Below are 18,477 nucleotides of genomic sequence, written 5' to 3'. Positions count from 1 at the left end.
AAGCACTAGGCGCTGCTTAAAATGAGACGAATACATGTATAGACAAATCCTTGTTCCCGTTGATCTTAACGACAAAGGCTTTTCTGACAAAGCTGTCGAGCTAGCGGTATGGCACGCAAAACACAGTAATGCTGAGATTCACATTCTGAACGTACTACCGGGCATTCACATGTCGATGGTAGCGTCTTACTTCCCGAAAGATGCAGCGAACCAAATGAAGCTCGATGTTAAAAATCAGCTGAAAGAGTTTGCCGACAAACACATCGATGATGAAGTGGTATATAAGGTTCACGTTGCTGAAGGTAAAACTTACGCGACGATTCTTGATTACGCAGAAAAGCTTGGCGCCGACCTTATTGTGATGCCTAGCCATAAGCGTTCGAAAATCGACAAAGTTGTGCTTGGTTCTGTTGCGAGCAAAGTGGTACAGAACTCACCAATCAATGTATTGGTTGTTAAGCCGCAAGGTTAAGTCATTTAATCAACATAACGATCTAAAAAGGTTGGCCTACAAGCCAACCTTTTTTGTTTTAACTCATGCTACATAGCTTTAATCAATTCACTATGTTTTGCGGGCGACCCGCGATAAACCCATCAATATTATCGATTAAGATATCCGACAGCTTTTGAATGGAACTGTCACTGCCCCACGCCACATGTGGTGTCAGTAGTAAGTTAGGTAAGTGGCTGTTGGCCAATAGTGGATTTGAGTTATCTGCAGGCTCTTGTGTGAACACATCCATACCCGCTCCGGCAATCTCATGGTTTTTCAAAGCCTCAACTAGGGCTTGCTCATCGACCAATCCACCACGCCCCGCATTGATCAGCACCGCGCTTGGTTTCATCATTGCTAGCTCTTGATCCGAAATCAGATTTAGGGTCACTTCAGTCAAAGGACAGTGTAGGCTGATCGCATCCGCTTGCTGCAATACAGTTTCAAAAGGCAGATAGCCTTCTCGACAAGAATCTGCCCCTTTTCGCTCAGCAAAGATGACCTTCATACCAATCGCTTTAGCTAATATTGCGGTTGCTTGCCCTAAACTACCACTGCCCATCAAGCCCAATGTGCTGCCCGCCACGTCTTGAATCGGATGAGTAAAGAAACAGAACTGCTTATCCTTCTGCCACTCTCCCGCTTCAATATCTTGGTGATAGCCGACAAGGCTTCTCTTTAACGTAAATAGCATTGCAATTACATGCTCAGGAACAGATTGAGTCGCGTAACCCTGTACGTTAGCCACCGCGATATTATTGCTCTTGCAGTATTCCACATCGACATTGTTCACACCTGTCGCTGAAACCGCGATCAGCTTAAGTTGATGTGCTTGAGCCAAATTCGATTCATTGAGCACCACTTTATTGGTGATCACGACATCGGCACCTTCAACTCGCTCTAAGACTTGCTCGGGAGTCGTGAAATCATATTCAATCCATTCATGTTCAAAGCTAAGCGGTTTTAAATTGATTTGAGATGGGATGGTGGCTCGGTCGAGAAAGACCACTTTCAGCTTCGGCATTGTACTTCCTTGGATAAGTCGATTGGTTGCTCTTATTCTAAGCTTTTAGCTTACTGTAGTCTGGAAGCTCTGGCGCAATTTCAAAGTGCTGTTCAATTTGTGGTGACGCTTGAGGGTAAAACTCGCAAGGGACAAAGGCTTTGAACAGTTGGTTGTTAGCTGGATGATAGAAGCTCAATTCAGACGCATGCAAAGCCAGACGATCGCTATATTCAAAAGCTTCAGGCGTTGCATAAAATTCGTCGCCCACAATTGGATTCCCAATTTCCATACAATGCACACGCAACTGATGAGAGCGGCCAGTAATCGGCAGTAACTTCAATAAGGTGGTTTGAGCCTCTACTTGCTCTACCACATAACGAGTCTGTGATGGCTTGCCGTCATCAAAACACACTTTCTGCCTAGGACGATTCGGCCAATCACAAATGAGTGGCAGATCAATGAGCCCTTCTTTTTCCTCTACTGCCCCCCACACTCGTGCGTAATAGAGCTTATGTGTCAGTCGATATTGGAACTGCTTCTTCAAATGCCGCTCAGCTTGTTTGTGTTTAGCCAACAGCATCAAGCCCGATGTCGACATATCCAAGCGATGCACGACTTGAATATCAGCAAACTCGTCAACCAACCGGCTCCACATACTGTCGTAATGCTCTGGCAACCTTCCCGGCACTGAAAGTAGGCCAGCTGGCTTGTTCACCAAAAGAATATCATCATCTTGATAGACAATGTCGATCCACGGTTCACGTGGTGGTGTGTACTGTTCTAACGCCATTGAAGCCTCTTAATTACTGGTGAATAAATAATTCACGGTTGGTTTGTTTATTATTAAATACAATCCCCAACATTTTCGTACATAAAAGTTGACGACTTTACAAAACATGGTATTGATAGGGTAACGGAAAATAAGAAGTCAGCATCAAAGGAAAAATGATGGAAAGTACGGTTAAAACAACCACCGAAAAAACACAAACCTCTGCTCCCCTATCAAGTTTAATCAAGTCTCTTGGCCCAGGTATCATGATGGCCGCAGCAGCTGTAGGTGGCTCACATTTAGTTGCCTCGACCAAAGCTGGTGCGATTTATGGCTGGCAGCTCGCCGCTCTTATTATTCTGGTTAACGTATTTAAATACCCATTCTTTAGAGCCGGTATCCAATATACATTGGGAACAGGCCAAAGCTTGGTTGAGGGCTACTCTAATCTAGGTCGCCCATACCTTGTGATCTTTTCAATATTGAGCGCCATTTCCGCCGTCGTGAACACGGCTGCTTTGCTATTATTCAGTGCAAGCCTACTTAGCTACTTTGTTCCTTTCGAATTAGCCACCAGCACATTATGTATGATCGTTTTAGCAACCTGCTTGATCATTCTATTTGCAGGCCACTATCGTGCTCTTGATACATTATCGAAGGCAATCATGGCGATCCTTACGATCACTACTCTAGCCGCTGTCGCGATTGCTATTGGCTCTCCTGTTGAACCTGATGCGGCTTTTGTTCCGCCATCACCTTGGTCGTTGGCCGCTATCGGCTTTATCGTCGTGACCATGGGTTGGATGCCAGCACCTATAGAAATTTCTAGCATCACCTCTATGTGGTTAAAAAGCCAAAAAGAGAAGCAAGAAGTCACAGCTCAATCAGCGCTGTTCGACTTTAACGTCGGCTACATTGGTACGGCGCTGCTTGCTTTAGTATTCGTGGCTTTAGGTGCGCTGGTACTTCACGGTTCAGGTGTTGAACTATCTCGCTCTGGCGTTGGTTTCACTCATCAATTGGTGGGTATCTACGCCTCCACGATTGGTGAATGGTCTCGTCCGCTCATCGCCATCATTGCTTTCTTCTGTATCTTTGGCAGTACGATTACGGTTATCGACGGCTACTCACGTGTACTTGCGGAATCACAACGTCTGTTGTTCAAAAAAGAGTCGAGCCCACGCATGCTGCAAGGCTGGATCATCATTGTCTCTATCGCGGCATTAGCGATTGTTATGTTCTTTAGCGCAGCATTGATGCCAATGTTGGATTTTGCAATGGTGTTAGCTTTTGCTACGACACCGTTCTTCGCTCTGCTTAACTTCATTTTGGTAAACAAAGCCAAGCTTCCTGAAGCGCTAGCGATTGGCACCAAGTTAAAATGGTTGTCTGTAGCGGGTCTTGTTTACCTATTTGGTTTCCTAGCGGTATTTGTTTGGTGGAAGTGGTTAATGTAATTCCTCCATAATTACCATTTAAAAACACAAGATAAAAATAAGGCCTTCATCATGAAGGCCTTATTTCGTTGAAGCATTTCGCTAATTCAAACTAGTTGTGAGAAACCACAATCAAGCGTAATGAATCCAACTGAACTTGAGCTTTGCTGATGTAACCTGTCAGTTCATTGATTTGAGCTTCGATGACCTCTAGCTCTTCATCACGAATGTTAGGGTTCACCGCTTTAAGCGCTTGTAGACGCTCTAGCTCACCATTCAAGTTAGTTTGCATATCTTTTTGAGCTTGCTGACGCACCTCTTCAACCTTAGGCAATACATGCGTCTCACCCGCTTCGATTAGTTTGTGAATTTCGCCTTGTACCGAGTTCACTAGCTTGCTCGCTAAGTGACGGTTAACAGGGCTTAGCTGGCGGTTAAAGCTATCAAACTCAACCTGAGCAGATAGATCGTTACCACGACCATCCATCATCAAACGAATCGGTGTCTTAGGTAGGAACTGGCTAATACCGCTGCGTTTCGGTGCTTGCGCATCCACAAGGTAAACCAGCTCAAGCAGGATAGTCCCAACAGGCAACGCTTTGTTTTTCAACAATGATACCGCTGACGCACCCACACCCTCGCTCAATAGCAGATCAATACCGCCTTGAATCATTGGATGCTCCCAGCTAATGAAGTTCATGTCTTCACGAGAAAGGGCTGTATCACGGTCGAACGTGATGGTTGCTCCTTCGTAAGGTAAGCCAGGGTAGCTTGGTACCATCATGTGCTCAGATGGTGTCACAACTAGCGCATTTTCACCTTTGTCGTCTTGGTTCAAACCAATCGTGTCGAACAGGCTCAGTGCAAACGTTACTAGGTTAGTATCGCCATCAGTCGATGCAATCTTCTCTGCAATTTCGTGCGCTTTGTCGCCACCGTTTGAGTGCATCTCTAGCAAGCGATCTCGGCCTTTTTCTAGATCCGCTTTTAGGCTTTGATTTAGTTTGGCAGACTCTTCAATCACTTCATCAAGCTGATCTGTATTACCAGAAGCCAGCATTTCAATCAGTACATCAGAGTACTTGTCGTAAACCGTGCGACCCGTTGGGCAAGTCTCTGCAAATGCGTTCAAACCTTCATCGAACCAACGCGCTAGAATCGCCTGTGATGTACCTTTTAGGTAAGGGACATGAATGTCGATGTCACGCAGCTGACCAATACGGTCCAAACGGCCAATACGTTGCTCAAGCAAGTCTGGGTTGAACGGAAGATCGAACATCACGAGTTGATTAGCGAACTGGAAGTTACGACCTTCAGAGCCAATTTCACTACAGATCAGAACCTGAGCACCGCCCTCTTCTTGAGCAAAGTAAGCCGCGGCTTTATCACGCTCTAGAATCGACATGCCTTCGTGGAATACGGTTGCACGCACACCTTCACGCTCACGCAGTGCTTGCTCTAGTTGAAGCGCCGTACTTGCACGTGATGCGATCACTAGGATCTTCTCGCTGCGCTTATCTTGAATCTTTTCAATCAACCAGTTAACACGTGAATCGAACTGCCACCAGCTTGAGTCTTCACCTTCAAACTCTTGGAAGATCTCTTCTGGATACAACATCTTCATTGCACGAGCTTCTGGTGCCATCTTGCCACCGATCATGCCCGATACACGCATCGAGGTTGTATACTGCGTTGGAATATCCATCGGCAGTAGGTTTACATTACGCTTAGGGAAGCCTTTGATTGCAGCACGTGTGTTTCTAAATAGAACACGGCCAGTACCATGGCGATCCATAAGGTTATCAATTAGTTCTTGGCGAGCCAGTGCTTGCTCTTCTTCGCTGCTATCACCTTCGATAACGCGGAATAGAGGCTCTACATCTTGCTCCGAAAGCAGTTCAGTAATCTGATTCTTCGCACTGTTTTCAAGCTTCACGCCAGAGAATAGCGCTGTTACAGCATCAGCAACCGGTGCGTATTGGTCTTCTTCTTCAACAAATGCTTCGTAATCGTAGAAACGATCAGGATCCAGTAGGCGTAGACGTGCAAAGTGGCTTTCACGACCCAATTGCTCTGGGGTTGCTGTCAGTAGTAGTACGCCAGAGGTATTTTCAGCTAGGCCTTCCACAACTTGGTATTCGCGGCTTGGTTTGTCTTGGCTCCACTCAAGGTGGTGCGCTTCATCGACAACCAATAGATCCCACTCACCTTCAAGTGCTTGCTCGTAGCGCTTGCGGCTCTTACGTAGGAAATCCAGAGAACATAGAACGTATTGCTGAGTATCAAATGGGTTATCTGATTCAGCGAAAGATTCGATACAACGCTCTTCATCAAAGATAGAGAAGTGCAGATTGAAACGACGCATCATCTCTACTAACCATTGGTGCTGAAGCGTTTCAGGCACCACAATCAGAATGCGTTCAGCACGACCAGACAGCACCTGTTGGTGGATGATCATACCCGCTTCGATGGTTTTACCTAGGCCAACTTCATCAGCAAGTAAAACACGCGGAGCGTGACGACGACCTACTTCATGAGCGATGTACAGCTGATGAGGAATCAAGCCAGCACGCATGCCACACAGGCCGCGCATTGGGCTCTTGTGTTGTTGGTATTGATTGCTTAGCGCGCGGTAACGCAACACAAAATTATCCATACGGTCGATTTGACCTGCGTACAGTTTATCTTGTGGCTTGTTAAAGCGAATCTGATTGCTTAAGAAGATTTCACGCAGAGCGACTTCTGTTTCTTGGGTATCTTCGCGAGTACCTAAGTAGGTTAGCAGCCCTTTGTCTTCGATAACTTCTTCGACAGACAGAGACCAACCTTCTTGGCATTCGATGACATCGCCTACATTAAACGTTACTCGGGTTACGGGAGCATCAGTACGTGCATAGACACGATTTTCTTCTGACGCTGCAAACATTAGTGTCACTGTGCGAGCATCCATTGCTACAACGGTACCTAAACCTAAATCGCTCTCCGTATCGCTTATCCAGCGTTGCCCCAAAGCAAATGTCATGAATCGACTACCTCAATCTTATAGTTGGAATTTGGTCTTTTTTAACTGCAATTTTGAACAAGAGCATTATCGCTCCCGAACTAAAAATATAGCCAAAAATGCCTAGTTTGCAGCCACTTTTTAAGTGCGCTCTAGATAATAAATATCTCGAGAAAATGGTGCAGAAAAAGGTCGCTAATCTTACTCGATGCTGTGATTTAGGTCACGCCTAAAGGAGATGATTTCGTGCTTTTTTTCTGTTTTCGCCAGTGCAATCAAACTGTCAAAAAATCATGGTTAATCTATAGGTAGCAGATTGCTGCTCTCAAACGAATACGCCATATTCATCGACAGCGATATGGTGGTATTCCTCTAGATGAAGTTTAGGTGAGTAGTTGACTATCACCAGAATCAGATACTAATCTTTATATGAGCTTTATCTACGTTCAATGAATGCAAGGCAAGCCGCACGTCGGCAAGGAGATGCTATGGGCGAGACCAACCGGAAGCTATTTGTTTTAGACACCAATATCCTACTTCACGAACCCTTCTCTATATTTTCTTTCCAAGAGCACGATGTCGTTATCCCCATGACTGTGCTAGAAGAACTCGACAGAATCAAAGACAGTAAAAGAGACGTTGCTCGAGATGCAAGAATTGCGATTCGAACACTCGAAGATCTGTTCAGGGAAGCCACACCAGACCAAATATCGGAAGGCATTCCATTCTCTAAAGACATTAACGCCTCTGGCAGTATTTCAATACTCGCTGATTACGAACTTCAAGAAAGCATCAAGGCCTTCGCCGACGACAAAGCTGGCGATAACCGAATCCTCAACGCAGTCCTCTATCTTCAAAACAAACGCGCGCCACGCGAAGTGGTTCTCATCACCAAAGACATCAACATGCGCTTACGAGCAAAAGGCGCTGGTGTTCGTTTCGTTGAAGATTACCAAACAGACCAACTGATCGATGACATCCAATACCTCACCAAAGGCTTTCAGCAACTGGAAGGTTCCTTTTGGGATGGTATCGACAATGTCGAGAGCAGAAGTTTAGGTGGCAAGACGCTGCACACCTTAGCAAGAGAACCATTCGAACCTACGTTCCTCAACCAATATGTAATTGACGAAGAGAGTGACTTTGCTGCTCGAGTCGAAGAGATTGAACCAGAAAGCATCACGCTTAGAGACCTCAGTCGTGAAAGACTGATGAATCGCAGAGCGTGGGACATCACACCCAAAAACGTCTATCAAGGTATGGCGATCGATGCCCTGCTCGACCCCGATATTGACCTTGTCATCCTCACTGGTGCGGCAGGTAGTGGTAAGACACTGTTAGCTATGGCCGCTGCGCTTGAACAAACTATTGAACGTAAACAGTTCGATAAGATCATCGTAACCCGAAACACGCCCGACATTGGTGAGTCGATTGGTTTCCTTCCGGGTACCGAAGAAGAGAAGATGTTGCCTTGGTTGGCCGCGGTGACCGATACACTCGAAGCGCTGCACAAGAATGACCACTGCACCGAAGGGTCAATGAAATACATCTGTGACAAAGCCAACATCCAGTTCAAATCGATCAACTTTATGCGTGGCCGTTCAATTCAGAATGCGTTTGTGCTTCTCGATGAGTGTCAGAACCTCACCGCATCACAAATCAAAACCATCATCACCCGTTGTGGTGAGGGGACCAAGATTGTCTGCTCAGGTAACCTAGCGCAGATAGATTCTTCTTACTTAACCCCTGTGACCTCGGGCTTAACCTACATGGTTGAGCGTTTTAAAAACTTCGAAGGCAGTGCCAATATCCACCTCAATGGCGTGGTACGTAGCCGACTGGCAGAGTTTGCTGAAGAGAACATGTAGTGACTCTATACGCTCACTGAATCAGTAATCTAAAAACAAAAAGCGCCTCACATTGGAGGCGCTTTTCAATTTGATTTTTTCAAGTAAGTTGGCAGAGATTCGTCCGAATTACTCCGTACCACCAACGGTTAGCGAGTCGAGTTTCAATGTTGGTTGACCAACACCTACTGGCACGCTCTGACCAGCCTTACCACACACACCTACGCCGCGGTCAATGCTTAGGTCGTTACCGACCATAGACACTTGCTGCATCGCTTCAATACCAGAACCGATGAGCGTTGCACCCTTCACTGGGTGAGTGATCTTACCGTTTTCAATCATGTAAGCTTCAGAAGCCGAGAATACAAACTTACCAGAAGTAATATCAACCTGACCGCCGCCGAAGTTTGGTGCGTAGATACCTTTCTCAACTGTCGCAATGATCTCTTCCGGTGTGTGCTCACCCGGTAGCATGTAGGTGTTAGTCATACGTGGCATAGGAAGATGCGCGTAAGATTCACGACGACCGTTACCTGTCGGTGCTACACCCATTAGACGAGCATTCAGCTTATCTTGCATGTAACCTTTTAGAATGCCGTTTTCGATTAACGTATTGTACTGACCGTTGACACCTTCATCATCGACGTTCAATGAACCACGAAGATCAGTCAATGTACCGTCATCAACAATCGTACATAGGCTTGAAGTAACTTGCTCGCCAACTTTACCCGAGAATACTGAAGACTCTTTACGGTTGAAGTCACCTTCTAAACCATGGCCTACGGCTTCGTGCAGTAGAACGCCCGGCCAACCAGAACCCAGAACCACAGGCATTGCACCAGCAGGCGCAGCCACTGCTTCAAGGTTAACAAGCGCTTGGCGAATCGCTTCATCAGCAAATTGGTAAGCAACCTGAGTGCCTTTGTCATCACTTAGAAAGAAGTCGTAACCAAAACGACCACCACCACCAGCACTACCGCGCTCACGGCGATCGCCTTTCTGAGCAAGTACACTGATTGATAGACGAACCAGCGGACGAATATCGCCAGCGTAAGTTCCATCCGTCGCAGCAACCAGCATCTGCTCATGCACACCGCTTAGGCTTACCGATACTTCAGTCACCATAGGCTCTTTAGTACGAATGTAAGCATCTAATGATTTTAGTAATTCTGTTTTCTGCTGTTTTTCCCAGCTCGCTAGCGGGTTAACTGCATCATAGTAAGTTTGGTTAGAGTTGCGTTTAAACGCTTGAACCTTACCGTTTTGACCTTGCTTCGCGATACCACGAGCGGCAATTGCGCTCTGTTTAAGGCCATCCAATTGGATTTGGTCAGAGTAAGCAAAACCGGTCTTTTCGCCAGATACCGCGCGAACACCAACACCGCAATCGATATTGAAAGAGCCGTCTTTAATAATACTGTCTTCTAGCACCAAAGATTCGTGCCAGCTTGACTGAAAGTAGATATCAGCATAATCAATTTGGCGGGTAGCAATGCTCGCCAATGTATCTGCGATATTTTGCTCCGTAAGCCCTGTTGGGTTCAGTAGCGCTTCTTCAATTTGATTAATGCTCATAGATGGCTCTTGTTTGTAATTAAAATTGATTGGTAAATCGAGAGTGTTGCGCGATGGGCATATTTTGCCTGATTGATTCGCAACTGGACGTGTCTATCTCAACCACCATACTTTTAGGATCTTGGTCTAACTGTGCGACCACTCTTCCCCAGGGATCAACCACCATAGAGTGTCCCCATGTTTCTCTTTGACAAGGGTGTTTGCCACCTTGCCCTACCGCGACGATCCACGACTGTGTTTCGATCGCACGGCATCTTAATAATGCTTCCCAATGCGCCTGTCCGGTTACTGCGGTAAACGCTGCCGGAACCACTATGATTTGTGCACCTTGCTTACGTAACTCAGAATACAAGTGTGGAAAGCGCACATCATAACAAATACTCAAACCTAAGCGACCAAAAGGCGTTTCCGCTGTCACAACTTGGTCACCCGGCGTGAAAATATCGGACTCTCGATAGCACTTATGGGCATCAGCGACATCCACATCAAACATGTGTAGCTTGTCGTAGTGAGCAATCAGGCAGCCAAAGTCATCAATCACCAAGGTGGTAGTAGTCACACCTTTGGCTGACCTTATCGGCATACTGCCAACAACAATCCAAACACGATGAAGCTTGGCTAGATCAGACAATTGCTTTTGCAATGGGCCGTCATTTAAAGGCTCTGCATATTGGTGATAGTCTGCCTTACTGCCAAAAACCAATGCGTTTTCAGGGCAAACTACCCACTTAGCCCCCAACTCTTTGCACTTCACTATCTCTTGAGCGAGATAATCTAGATTGCTTTCAGGGTTAGGGCCTGAAGTCATTTGAATCAATCCAACACAATCCATGTGTACCGCATCTCCATTCATTATGATTCAGAAATCTGTATTTAGCCGCATATTAACTCACTAGCATCTAACGGTTATTCGGCTAATTTCCTCAGTTTCTCTGGTAGCTGGAACTCTCCAGAGCTACGAGAAAGCTCGCTCACCGTTGGTGAATCAAGCGGTCCTTTCACTGAATAGTTAACCTGAGTAAAGACTTCTACTACTGGCGAAATCACTGTCGTTACCGCCAACACGTACAACGCGGTTTGAGGGGTAACCGCAAACGCCGTTAATACAGGGATACCCGAGGTAATATCCGGGGTGAAGTTCACCTCAGCATCGACCTGACGAGTATTCAGGTTAGCGATACCTTTGATCTTCATTTCACCGGCCACCGCATCCATGTTCAGGTCGTTGGTAAGGAAGATACCGTTTTGGATCTCACCCGTACCAGTGATGCTGTTGAATGCCATGCCTTTATCAAACACGTCAGAGAAATCGAGCTGCATCTTACGGATAATCGAATCCAAGCTGAACAGACCTAGCAATCGAGCTGCACCACTCACATCTGAGATAATGCCTTTACCAAACTTGGTTTTAACATTGCCATCAAGGGTATCCATTTTGATTCCCCAAGGCGAACCATCCCAATTCAGTTGACCTTCCAATGAAAATGGTGCTTTTTGAATACCGGAAGTAATACCGAAGCGTTCCATTAGTTCACTGTTATTTTCACCTTCAACATCAACCGTTAGCGCGGAATGACTCTTGTCACCGTCCAACTCCCACCAGCCACTGACATCCGCTTTGTTGCCGCCGCTACGAACCTGAATCTTCTTCCAATCAATACGGTTATCCTGTCTAGCCATCTCAACATCGACTTTACCGACCTTATAGCCTTGCAGCCAAAAATCGTTAAGAGTCAGTGTCAAATTCGGCATTGCATCATGGATCTTTCTATCTAGTGCAGAGATCAATGGTGCTTCTTGCGGTTTACGTTGCAGTAATTGCTCCTGCTTGTCTTTGTTACTCCATTCAGGAACAAACAAGTGCAGACGATCCAGTGAAACCGTTAAATCGTAAGGAGGCAGATAATTAATATCGCCTTCTAGCTCTTGGCTGGACACTTCCATCTGCCACGCTTGCTTGTTCTTACGAGCGCTAAAATCAACATCATTCCAAGAAATACCACCTAAGATCAACTCTTTACTCTCAAAAGTAATACGGCTTGGCGCAGGAATGGTTGGCGTGTTCATTTGGCTCAGCACAGCGGTTGACGGCTGTACGGGCTCCATTACAACCGATAACCAATCATCCGCATTAAACTTGTCAGTACGAATCAGTGCATGATGGCCAACAACAGGGCTAATTTTATAGCCACCACGACCCAGTACTAAGTTAGTCGCCGTTAACTCAGGCACATCGCCTGTAATATCGATTTCAGCTTGGTACTTAGTATTCGGCAGTTGCAAACGTGCAGTAATCGCTTCTTGGTTGCCCGACGCTTGTAGCCTTGCTGAGCCACTTTCCAGTGACTTTTTCGCCAGTGGATATGGGTAATCACTCGCCAGATACTTAAGATCAGACTGTAAATCCAGTTGGTATGTAAAACCGATGTCATTGAGTTGGATATCAATCTGACTTTGCCATTGTGCATGACCAGACAAACGACTTAGCCATTGTTCACCAATGTAAGGTTCGAGAGGTTTAACGTCCCAATCGCCTAGCACATCGATATCAACCGCATAGCCGGGACCATCATTCAGACCTTTAAAATCAATCGAGATACCTTGCTTCAGCAAATCCGCAGCAAGGCCGTTTGCCGTCACCACATCATTATCAAATTCAATACGACCAGTCGTGTTTTCTAGCACCATCGGTGGCGCTTCAATCTCAACATGGTTTTCGTTTAGGTCTGCGTATCCCCACGCTCTTGCTTCTTTATCAGAATCAAACGGGATATTAAGCTGAAACTCCGAAGAGACATCACCACTGACCTGAAGTGCGGTTAACGCAGCGCCGACCGACCCGACCAATGGCGAAGACGTCATGTAATCGCGTACCGCATTGCCAGACGCCGTTGCCTTGGCTTCAATCTCAATATGACCGCCTTCCCCTAAATAAGGAATACGGCCTGTGATTCGGTCTGCCGTTACATCCATCAGCTGTGCTGAGCGAGAATCTAGATGCATCGCATCATTCTCAAATAATAGATCGAGTTGAAGGTCGGTAATCAATGGCCACGCGGTATCAAAGCTGAATTTAGCGTCTTCTAATCCAACCCAAACTTGGAAAATACCATCATGATTTGTATATGGATATTGCGCCAATTCACCATGCCACAACAGTTTTACGGTATCCGCTTTACCTGCTTGAATCGCAGTAGAAAGATAATCAGTAAGGTCTTGCCCAAGTGCTAACGTTGGTAGGTAACGCCATGTTTCGCCGACATTGTAAGCGTCCGCTTCACCGTAGAACGATAAGAATGGGCTAGCATCTTTTGGAAAGTCTAAGCGAAATGCGCCTAGTACTTGTAGATCAGGCGTGGCTGCCGTGACTTTGTCAGACCAAAGTTTCCAGCCGGTTTCATCTTGTTGCCAAACAATATCAACCTGACCTTGTTTGATATTTAGTGGCGCTTGGAAGACATCACCATAAGGGAATACATCGTCAATAACATGTAGGCTGGCTTTCGCTTCTGATGCAGAGCCGAACACACTACCGGACACTTGGCTAAAGCCTGGAACTAATTCCCATTGCTCGATAGCAAGATCAGAGAAGCTCGCTGAATAACGCAGACTCTCGATGCCTGAACCCATAGATACGCGAATATCAGAAACAGAACCGCCCGGCGCCAATACGTTAATCATTTTGGTAGATTGCTCTGAATCCGGCAGAAGTTTAATCAGCGGGGTAATTGTCTCTATATTTAATTCTGAGACATTCAGCTCCCAAGGACCTTTGTTCCACTTAAACGCCACATCCAGTTCTGGCCAAGGCGTATCGTCAGTTCTCAAATTAAGTGAGTGACCATTTACTTGCCAGCCATCATCAATCGGAGACAACTTAAAAACGCCAGATTCAAGCATCAAGTCATGCTTGCCATCTTCGTTCCAAGTCAATTCCGAAGGCAAAACCTCAACATAAGCACTTACTGGCTTGCTATTGCGCAGTGTTAACCAGCTATTTAGGCTCACTGTACCCGTTTCAATGCCGGATTCCGCCTGCATATAACGCGTTAACCAAGGTTTTACTGAGATACTGTCTGCGCTGACATAAAACTCACCCGTCACATCCGTCAACGATCCGCCATCAATAAAGTTAGCACTCACTGACAAAGAGTTAAGGTTGGCGTCTTTAATACTCACCACACCTTCCGCAAGGTGGTGTTTGCCCGAGTTTTGCCATTTCAGGGTTTCGATATCTAATTGACGTTCTTCATCAGAAACAGCTCGATATAAAACCGTGGAATCTTTAGCGGTGACATCCACTAAAGTCTTGAGCAATAGATTATCCAGTTCTTGCATCACACGCTTCGAAGAGCCTGAATCTTTAGGCTTCTCTGTGCCGTTTTGCGCAGCAAACAGATCAATAGTGCGGATATCGAGGTACATTTGATTCATGACCAGATCGGCCACGACAGGACGCATCTGAACGACCGATTGAATCAAGTCAAACTCGACTTCAACACGCTCAACAGAGAAGGTCACATCTTCTGCATTAGGAAGGCTGGCTTTTACGCCTTGCAGAGCAATAGAGGGGTGAGTGTTACGCCAAAAACCGCCCACGTCTTGAATTGAAAAGTCAAAACCGGAATGTTGGTTTACCCAAAGCTCAATTTCAGATTGATACTTGTTTAAATTGGGTAAGGCTACACGAAGTGTAGTAACGGCAATGGCTAGCGTTACTAAGAGAGTAACCACTAACCATAAACATGCACGTAGAATCAGAGTAACGCTTGAGCTCACAAAATTTCCATTACATCATAACAACGTCAAACTGCTCTTGTATGTACAGAGGTTCAGCCTGGATTTTAACTTGTTTACCAATAAACACTTCAAGCTCAGCAAGCGCATGTGATTCATCGCCTTCTAACGCTTCGGCAACAGCCGCAGCGGCATAGACAACAAACTTATCGGCGTCGTACGCACGGTTCACACGCGTGATTTCTCGAAGTATTTCATAACAAACGGTTTCGACTGTCTTCACGCTGCCACGACCTTCACAAGCTGGGCAACTAGAACACAGGATATGCTCAATACTTTCACGGGTACGCTTGCGCGTCATCTCCACCAAACCAAGCTGTGTAAAGCCATTAATATTGGTTTTCACACGATCTTTGTCTAGTGCGGCCTCTAAAGAAGTTAGCACTCGCTTACGATGCTCCTCAGACAACATATCGATAAAGTCGATAATGATGATACCGCCTAAGTTACGCAAACGCAGCTGACGAGCAATCGCTTGGGTCGCTTCAACGTTGGTGTTGAAAATCGTCTCTTCTAGATTACGACGACCGACAAACGCACCAGTGTTGATATCAACTGTGGTCATCGCTTCAGTTTGGTCGATAATCAGATACCCACCAGACTTTAATTCGACTTTACGATCCAATGAACGTTGAATTTCGTTCTCGGTATCGTACATATCAAAGATCGGCTTATCACCTTCATACAGCTCAAGCTTGTCAGTTAGCTCAGGCACGTACTCAGAAGTAAACTCTTTAAGGTTTTCATATTCTAGACGAGAGTCGACCTGAATCTTGCTCAGCTCAGTTCCCACAAAATCACGCAAGATACGTTGGCTTAAGCAAAGCTCACCGTATAAACGAGTGCGCGCTTTGTGCTTACCACGACGCTCAAGAACCTTTAGCCAAAGTCGCTTCAAGAATGCCGCATCTTGTGCAAGCTCATTAGAATCTGCACCTTCGGCCGCAGTTCGAATGATAAAGCCACCGTGTTCATCACAGTAACGCGACACAACTTTCTTAAGGCGGTTACGTTCAGACTCGCTATCGATACGCTGAGAGACACCAACATGGCTAGCGCCCGGCATAAAGACGAGGTAACGAGATGGTAGAGTGATATCTGTGGTTAAGCGGGCACCTTTGGTACCAAGCGGGTCTTTGACCACTTGAACCACAATGTCTTGTCCTTGGCGAACAAGCTCCGAAATGTCACGAACTTGAAACTGCTTCTTTTCGTTTTCAGCCACACATTCAGTATGCGGAACAATATCAGAGGCGTGTAAAAAAGCTGCTTTCTCAAGGCCTATATCCACAAAAGCCGCCTGCATTCCCGGAAGAACACGGCTTACACGTCCTTTATAGATATTTCCTACGATACCACGTCGAGCATCTCGTTCGACATGGATCTCTTGAAGAGCTCCCCCTTCAATCATGGCCACGCGAGTTTCACTCGGGGTCACGTTCAGCAACAATTCAGCACTCATGGTGCACCTCAGATTAGTAATTATAAGAATTCTTGCAGTAGCTGATCCGTTTCAAATAAAGGTAAGCCGACAACGGCGTAATAACTACCTTCGATTCGGGTAACAAAGCGTCCGCCCAAACCTTGGATCCCATAGCTACCGGCTTTATCGCATGGCTCCCCTGTTTGCCAGTATTGTTCTATTTCTTTTTCACTGAGGGGTTTAAACCATACGTCGGTAATAACGATTTCTGTTTTTTGTTTTTCTTCCGAAACCACAGAGACTGCCGTCATCACTTGATGACGTTCATTCGCTAACTGAGTAAGCATACGCTTAGAGTCAGAAAAATCGGCTGGCTTCTCGAGTACTTGCCCTTGGCTTACCACTACGGTGTCAGAGCCCAGAACCACTGTTTCAGAATCAAGAGAAATAGCATCAGAACTAACAACTACAGTATCAGAACCAGAAGCGACATGCTGCTTTTCAGAAGGATTCGTCGTTAATAAAGACAGCGCCGCTAAAGCTTTATCTAAAGATAGTCGCTTAACATACTCTTCGGCGGTTTCTTGGGCGTGTTTACACTCTTCAACGCCGGTTACGAGAACAGAAAACTCATAACCAAGTTGAGATAGCAATTCTTTGCGGCGTGGTGAACCGGATGCCAAAACTAAATGTTTCTTTTCCATCGTCACATTACCTCACATGCCAATGGCGACGCACGCGTCTCATTAATAAAAACATCCAAGGCCAAAGTATACAGTTTATCAATGCGCTCCATAGCGATAATGGATTGAAAACGACATCTTGGATCAAATATTCACCAAAGAATATCAATACCTCAAACAACACCGTCAATGCTGCAATGATCATGGCTTGTTGCCATAACGCCATGTTACGGATCACTAGGAAGTTCAGCGCAATAATGTACATCACTATTGCCATCATCATGCCTCGAATACCTAACGTCGAGCCGATCAACAGATCCCAAAGTAAGCCTAGAATCAGAGCGCTACCCACGTTAACACGGTGAGGCAGTGCTAGAACCCAATAACAGGTAACCAGTAGTAACCAAGAAGGTCTAAATAAATCTAAACTACCAGGCCAAGGGATCGTCTGCAGAATAAGTGCGATCAAAAATGAGCAGCCAATTACGACCTTGCTTCTTAAAACGCTATTGGCCATTTTCGCCCTCTAACATTGCTTGTTCTATGCTGGATTGATCCGCTTGTTTTTGTTTGTTTTCGTCTGGCCATACAAGCAACAAGTATCTGAGCTTATCAAACTCAACAACCGGCTCTGCTTTAATAACGGCGAACTCACGTTTCGGATCCGATTCAACCGCAGACACATAAGCGACTGGGTATCCCTCTGGATATACACCACCCAACCCTGATGTCACCAACAGATCTTCTTCTTGAATATCAGTACTGGTTGGAATGTGCTCTAGTTGAATTTCATCAATCATGCCATTACCAGATGCAATCACACGGATGTCATTACGAATAACTTGAACAGGAATCGCATTGTTTGCATCCGTCAGCAGCAAGACGCGGCTATTATGAGCGGCAACAAAGGTGACTTGACCAACAATACCTTTCTCGTTGATCACCGGTTGACCTTCATACACCCCATCGATCAAGCCTTTATCAATAACCACTTGATGACGGTATGGAGAAGTATCAACAGCCATAACTTCAGTAACGACTTTCTTTTCGTCACGGATAAACGGAGAGCCCAATAGCTTACGTAGGCGTTTGTTTTCTTCTTGATATTGCTCAAGCAGAATCAACTCGCTCTTCAGTCGCAAGACTTCACGCTTAATATTATGGTTGGATTCGATCAGCCCTTTACGAGTGCTAAAGCGGTCGTAAACACCGTCGAACATAGTGCGAGGTAAGTTAGCTGCATATTGAATAGGTGCAACCATGCTGTTCAATAGATAGCGGACATTTGAGAAAGCATCTAAACGACTATCAGCCAGCATAAGGCTGGCTGATAAAATTACAGCAAAAAACAGGCGCAATTGTAGAGAGGGACCTCTACCAAAAATTGGCTTCATTCTATATTTGGTCCTAGAGCTACATTTGATCCTATAGACAAGGTCCTAGGCTC

At 45.8% G+C, this 18,477-nt stretch carries 13 protein-coding genes; 3 read left to right on the top strand and 10 right to left on the bottom strand.

From position 1 onward, the window contains the following. Positions 1 to 34 precede the first annotated feature (34 nt). Positions 35 to 472 (top strand): universal stress protein, encoded by a 438-nt coding sequence (locus L1D37_RS19380; RefSeq protein ID WP_017630727.1) that lies wholly within the window; start codon positions 35 to 37, stop codon positions 470 to 472. 82 nt (positions 473 to 554) lie between these two features. On the opposite strand, the gene L1D37_RS19375 is transcribed toward L1D37_RS19380, so the two are convergent. Together L1D37_RS19375 and L1D37_RS19370 are read right to left on the bottom strand one after the other, a co-directional pair. Next, positions 555 to 1,517, bottom strand: a complete 963-nt coding sequence (locus L1D37_RS19375) for a D-2-hydroxyacid dehydrogenase (protein WP_239848848.1) — start codon at positions 1,515 to 1,517, stop codon at positions 555 to 557. 37 nt (positions 1,518 to 1,554) lie between these two features. Further along, positions 1,555 to 2,289, bottom strand: coding sequence for a pseudouridine synthase (locus L1D37_RS19370; protein ID WP_239848847.1), 735 nt, complete (start codon positions 2,287 to 2,289; stop codon positions 1,555 to 1,557). A gap of 158 nt (positions 2,290 to 2,447) precedes the next feature. On the opposite strand from L1D37_RS19370, the gene L1D37_RS19365 reads away from it, so the two are divergent. Beyond that, a complete protein-coding gene (locus tag L1D37_RS19365; RefSeq protein WP_123306216.1) occupies positions 2,448 to 3,725 on the top strand; it encodes a divalent metal cation transporter in 1,278 nt (425 codons plus the stop codon). Between the two features lie 91 nt (positions 3,726 to 3,816). On the opposite strand, the gene rapA is transcribed toward L1D37_RS19365, so the two are convergent. After that, positions 3,817 to 6,726 carry an RNA polymerase-associated protein RapA gene (gene rapA, locus L1D37_RS19360; protein WP_239848846.1) on the bottom strand — a complete coding sequence of 970 codons (2,910 nt, stop codon included), beginning with the start codon at positions 6,724 to 6,726 and terminating at the stop codon, positions 3,817 to 3,819. Positions 6,727 to 7,193: 467 nt separating this feature from the next. Here rapA and L1D37_RS19355 point away from each other — a divergent pair, with 467 nt between their 5' ends. Further along, positions 7,194 to 8,573: a PhoH family protein gene (locus tag L1D37_RS19355; protein ID WP_239848845.1), complete on the top strand. Its 1,380-nt coding sequence runs from the start codon at positions 7,194 to 7,196 to the stop codon at positions 8,571 to 8,573. 108 nt (positions 8,574 to 8,681) lie between these two features. Here the strand turns inward: L1D37_RS19355 and tldD are convergent, their stop codons facing one another. From tldD to mreC, 7 genes are all read right to left on the bottom strand, one after another. After that, a complete protein-coding gene (gene tldD, locus L1D37_RS19350) occupies positions 8,682 to 10,127 on the bottom strand; it encodes a metalloprotease TldD (protein WP_008220563.1) in 1,446 nt (481 codons plus the stop codon). Between the two features lie 19 nt (positions 10,128 to 10,146). Then, positions 10,147 to 10,959 (bottom strand): carbon-nitrogen hydrolase family protein, encoded by an 813-nt coding sequence (locus tag L1D37_RS19345; protein WP_239848844.1) that lies wholly within the window; start codon positions 10,957 to 10,959, stop codon positions 10,147 to 10,149. A gap of 74 nt (positions 10,960 to 11,033) precedes the next feature. Continuing rightward, positions 11,034 to 14,906 (bottom strand): YhdP family protein, encoded by a 3,873-nt coding sequence (locus L1D37_RS19340; RefSeq protein WP_239848843.1) that lies wholly within the window; start codon positions 14,904 to 14,906, stop codon positions 11,034 to 11,036. Between the two features lie 10 nt (positions 14,907 to 14,916). Beyond that, positions 14,917 to 16,386: a ribonuclease G gene (rng, locus tag L1D37_RS19335; protein ID WP_017061363.1), complete on the bottom strand. Its 1,470-nt coding sequence runs from the start codon at positions 16,384 to 16,386 to the stop codon at positions 14,917 to 14,919. Between the two features lie 20 nt (positions 16,387 to 16,406). After that, complete coding sequence (locus L1D37_RS19330) at positions 16,407 to 17,051, bottom strand: Maf family protein (protein ID WP_239848842.1); 645 nt, start codon at positions 17,049 to 17,051, stop codon at positions 16,407 to 16,409. A 7-nt stretch (positions 17,052 to 17,058) separates the two neighbouring features. After that, positions 17,059 to 17,547 (bottom strand): rod shape-determining protein MreD, encoded by a 489-nt coding sequence (mreD, locus tag L1D37_RS19325; protein ID WP_010434372.1) that lies wholly within the window; start codon positions 17,545 to 17,547, stop codon positions 17,059 to 17,061. Continuing rightward, complete coding sequence (gene mreC / locus L1D37_RS19320) at positions 17,537 to 18,424, bottom strand: rod shape-determining protein MreC (RefSeq protein WP_017630737.1); 888 nt, start codon at positions 18,422 to 18,424, stop codon at positions 17,537 to 17,539. Before mreC ends, mreD begins: the two co-directional genes overlap by 11 nt. Positions 18,425 to 18,477: the final 53 nt, after the last annotated feature.

The organism is Vibrio sp. Isolate33 (genome assembly GCF_022397895.1).
Lineage (GTDB): Bacteria > Pseudomonadota > Gammaproteobacteria > Enterobacterales > Vibrionaceae > Vibrio > Vibrio pomeroyi.
This window is presented reverse-complemented; position numbering and strand designations above follow the sequence as displayed.

What these genes read in the sequence shown, in the direction of transcription:
- L1D37_RS19380 (WP_017630727.1), top strand. Translation starts at nt 35, where the DNA reads ATGTATAGACAAATCCTTGTTCCCGTTGATCTTAACGACAAAGGCTTT.
- L1D37_RS19370 (WP_239848847.1), bottom strand. Translation starts at nt 2,289, where the DNA reads ATGGCGTTAGAACAGTACACACCACCACGTGAACCGTGGATCGACATT.
- rng (WP_017061363.1), bottom strand. Translation starts at nt 16,386, where the DNA reads ATGAGTGCTGAATTGTTGCTGAACGTGACCCCGAGTGAAACTCGCGTG.
- L1D37_RS19365 (WP_123306216.1), top strand. Translation starts at nt 2,448, where the DNA reads ATGGAAAGTACGGTTAAAACAACCACCGAAAAAACACAAACCTCTGCT.
- L1D37_RS19375 (WP_239848848.1), bottom strand. Translation starts at nt 1,517, where the DNA reads ATGCCGAAGCTGAAAGTGGTCTTTCTCGACCGAGCCACCATCCCATCT.
- L1D37_RS19355 (WP_239848845.1), top strand. Translation starts at nt 7,194, where the DNA reads ATGGGCGAGACCAACCGGAAGCTATTTGTTTTAGACACCAATATCCTA.
- rapA (WP_239848846.1), bottom strand. Translation starts at nt 6,726, where the DNA reads ATGACATTTGCTTTGGGGCAACGCTGGATAAGCGATACGGAGAGCGAT.
- L1D37_RS19330 (WP_239848842.1), bottom strand. Translation starts at nt 17,051, where the DNA reads ATGGAAAAGAAACATTTAGTTTTGGCATCCGGTTCACCACGCCGCAAA.
- L1D37_RS19345 (WP_239848844.1), bottom strand. Translation starts at nt 10,959, where the DNA reads ATGGATTGTGTTGGATTGATTCAAATGACTTCAGGCCCTAACCCTGAA.
- mreC (WP_017630737.1), bottom strand. Translation starts at nt 18,424, where the DNA reads ATGAAGCCAATTTTTGGTAGAGGTCCCTCTCTACAATTGCGCCTGTTT.
- mreD (WP_010434372.1), bottom strand. Translation starts at nt 17,547, where the DNA reads ATGGCCAATAGCGTTTTAAGAAGCAAGGTCGTAATTGGCTGCTCATTT.
- tldD (WP_008220563.1), bottom strand. Translation starts at nt 10,127, where the DNA reads ATGAGCATTAATCAAATTGAAGAAGCGCTACTGAACCCAACAGGGCTT.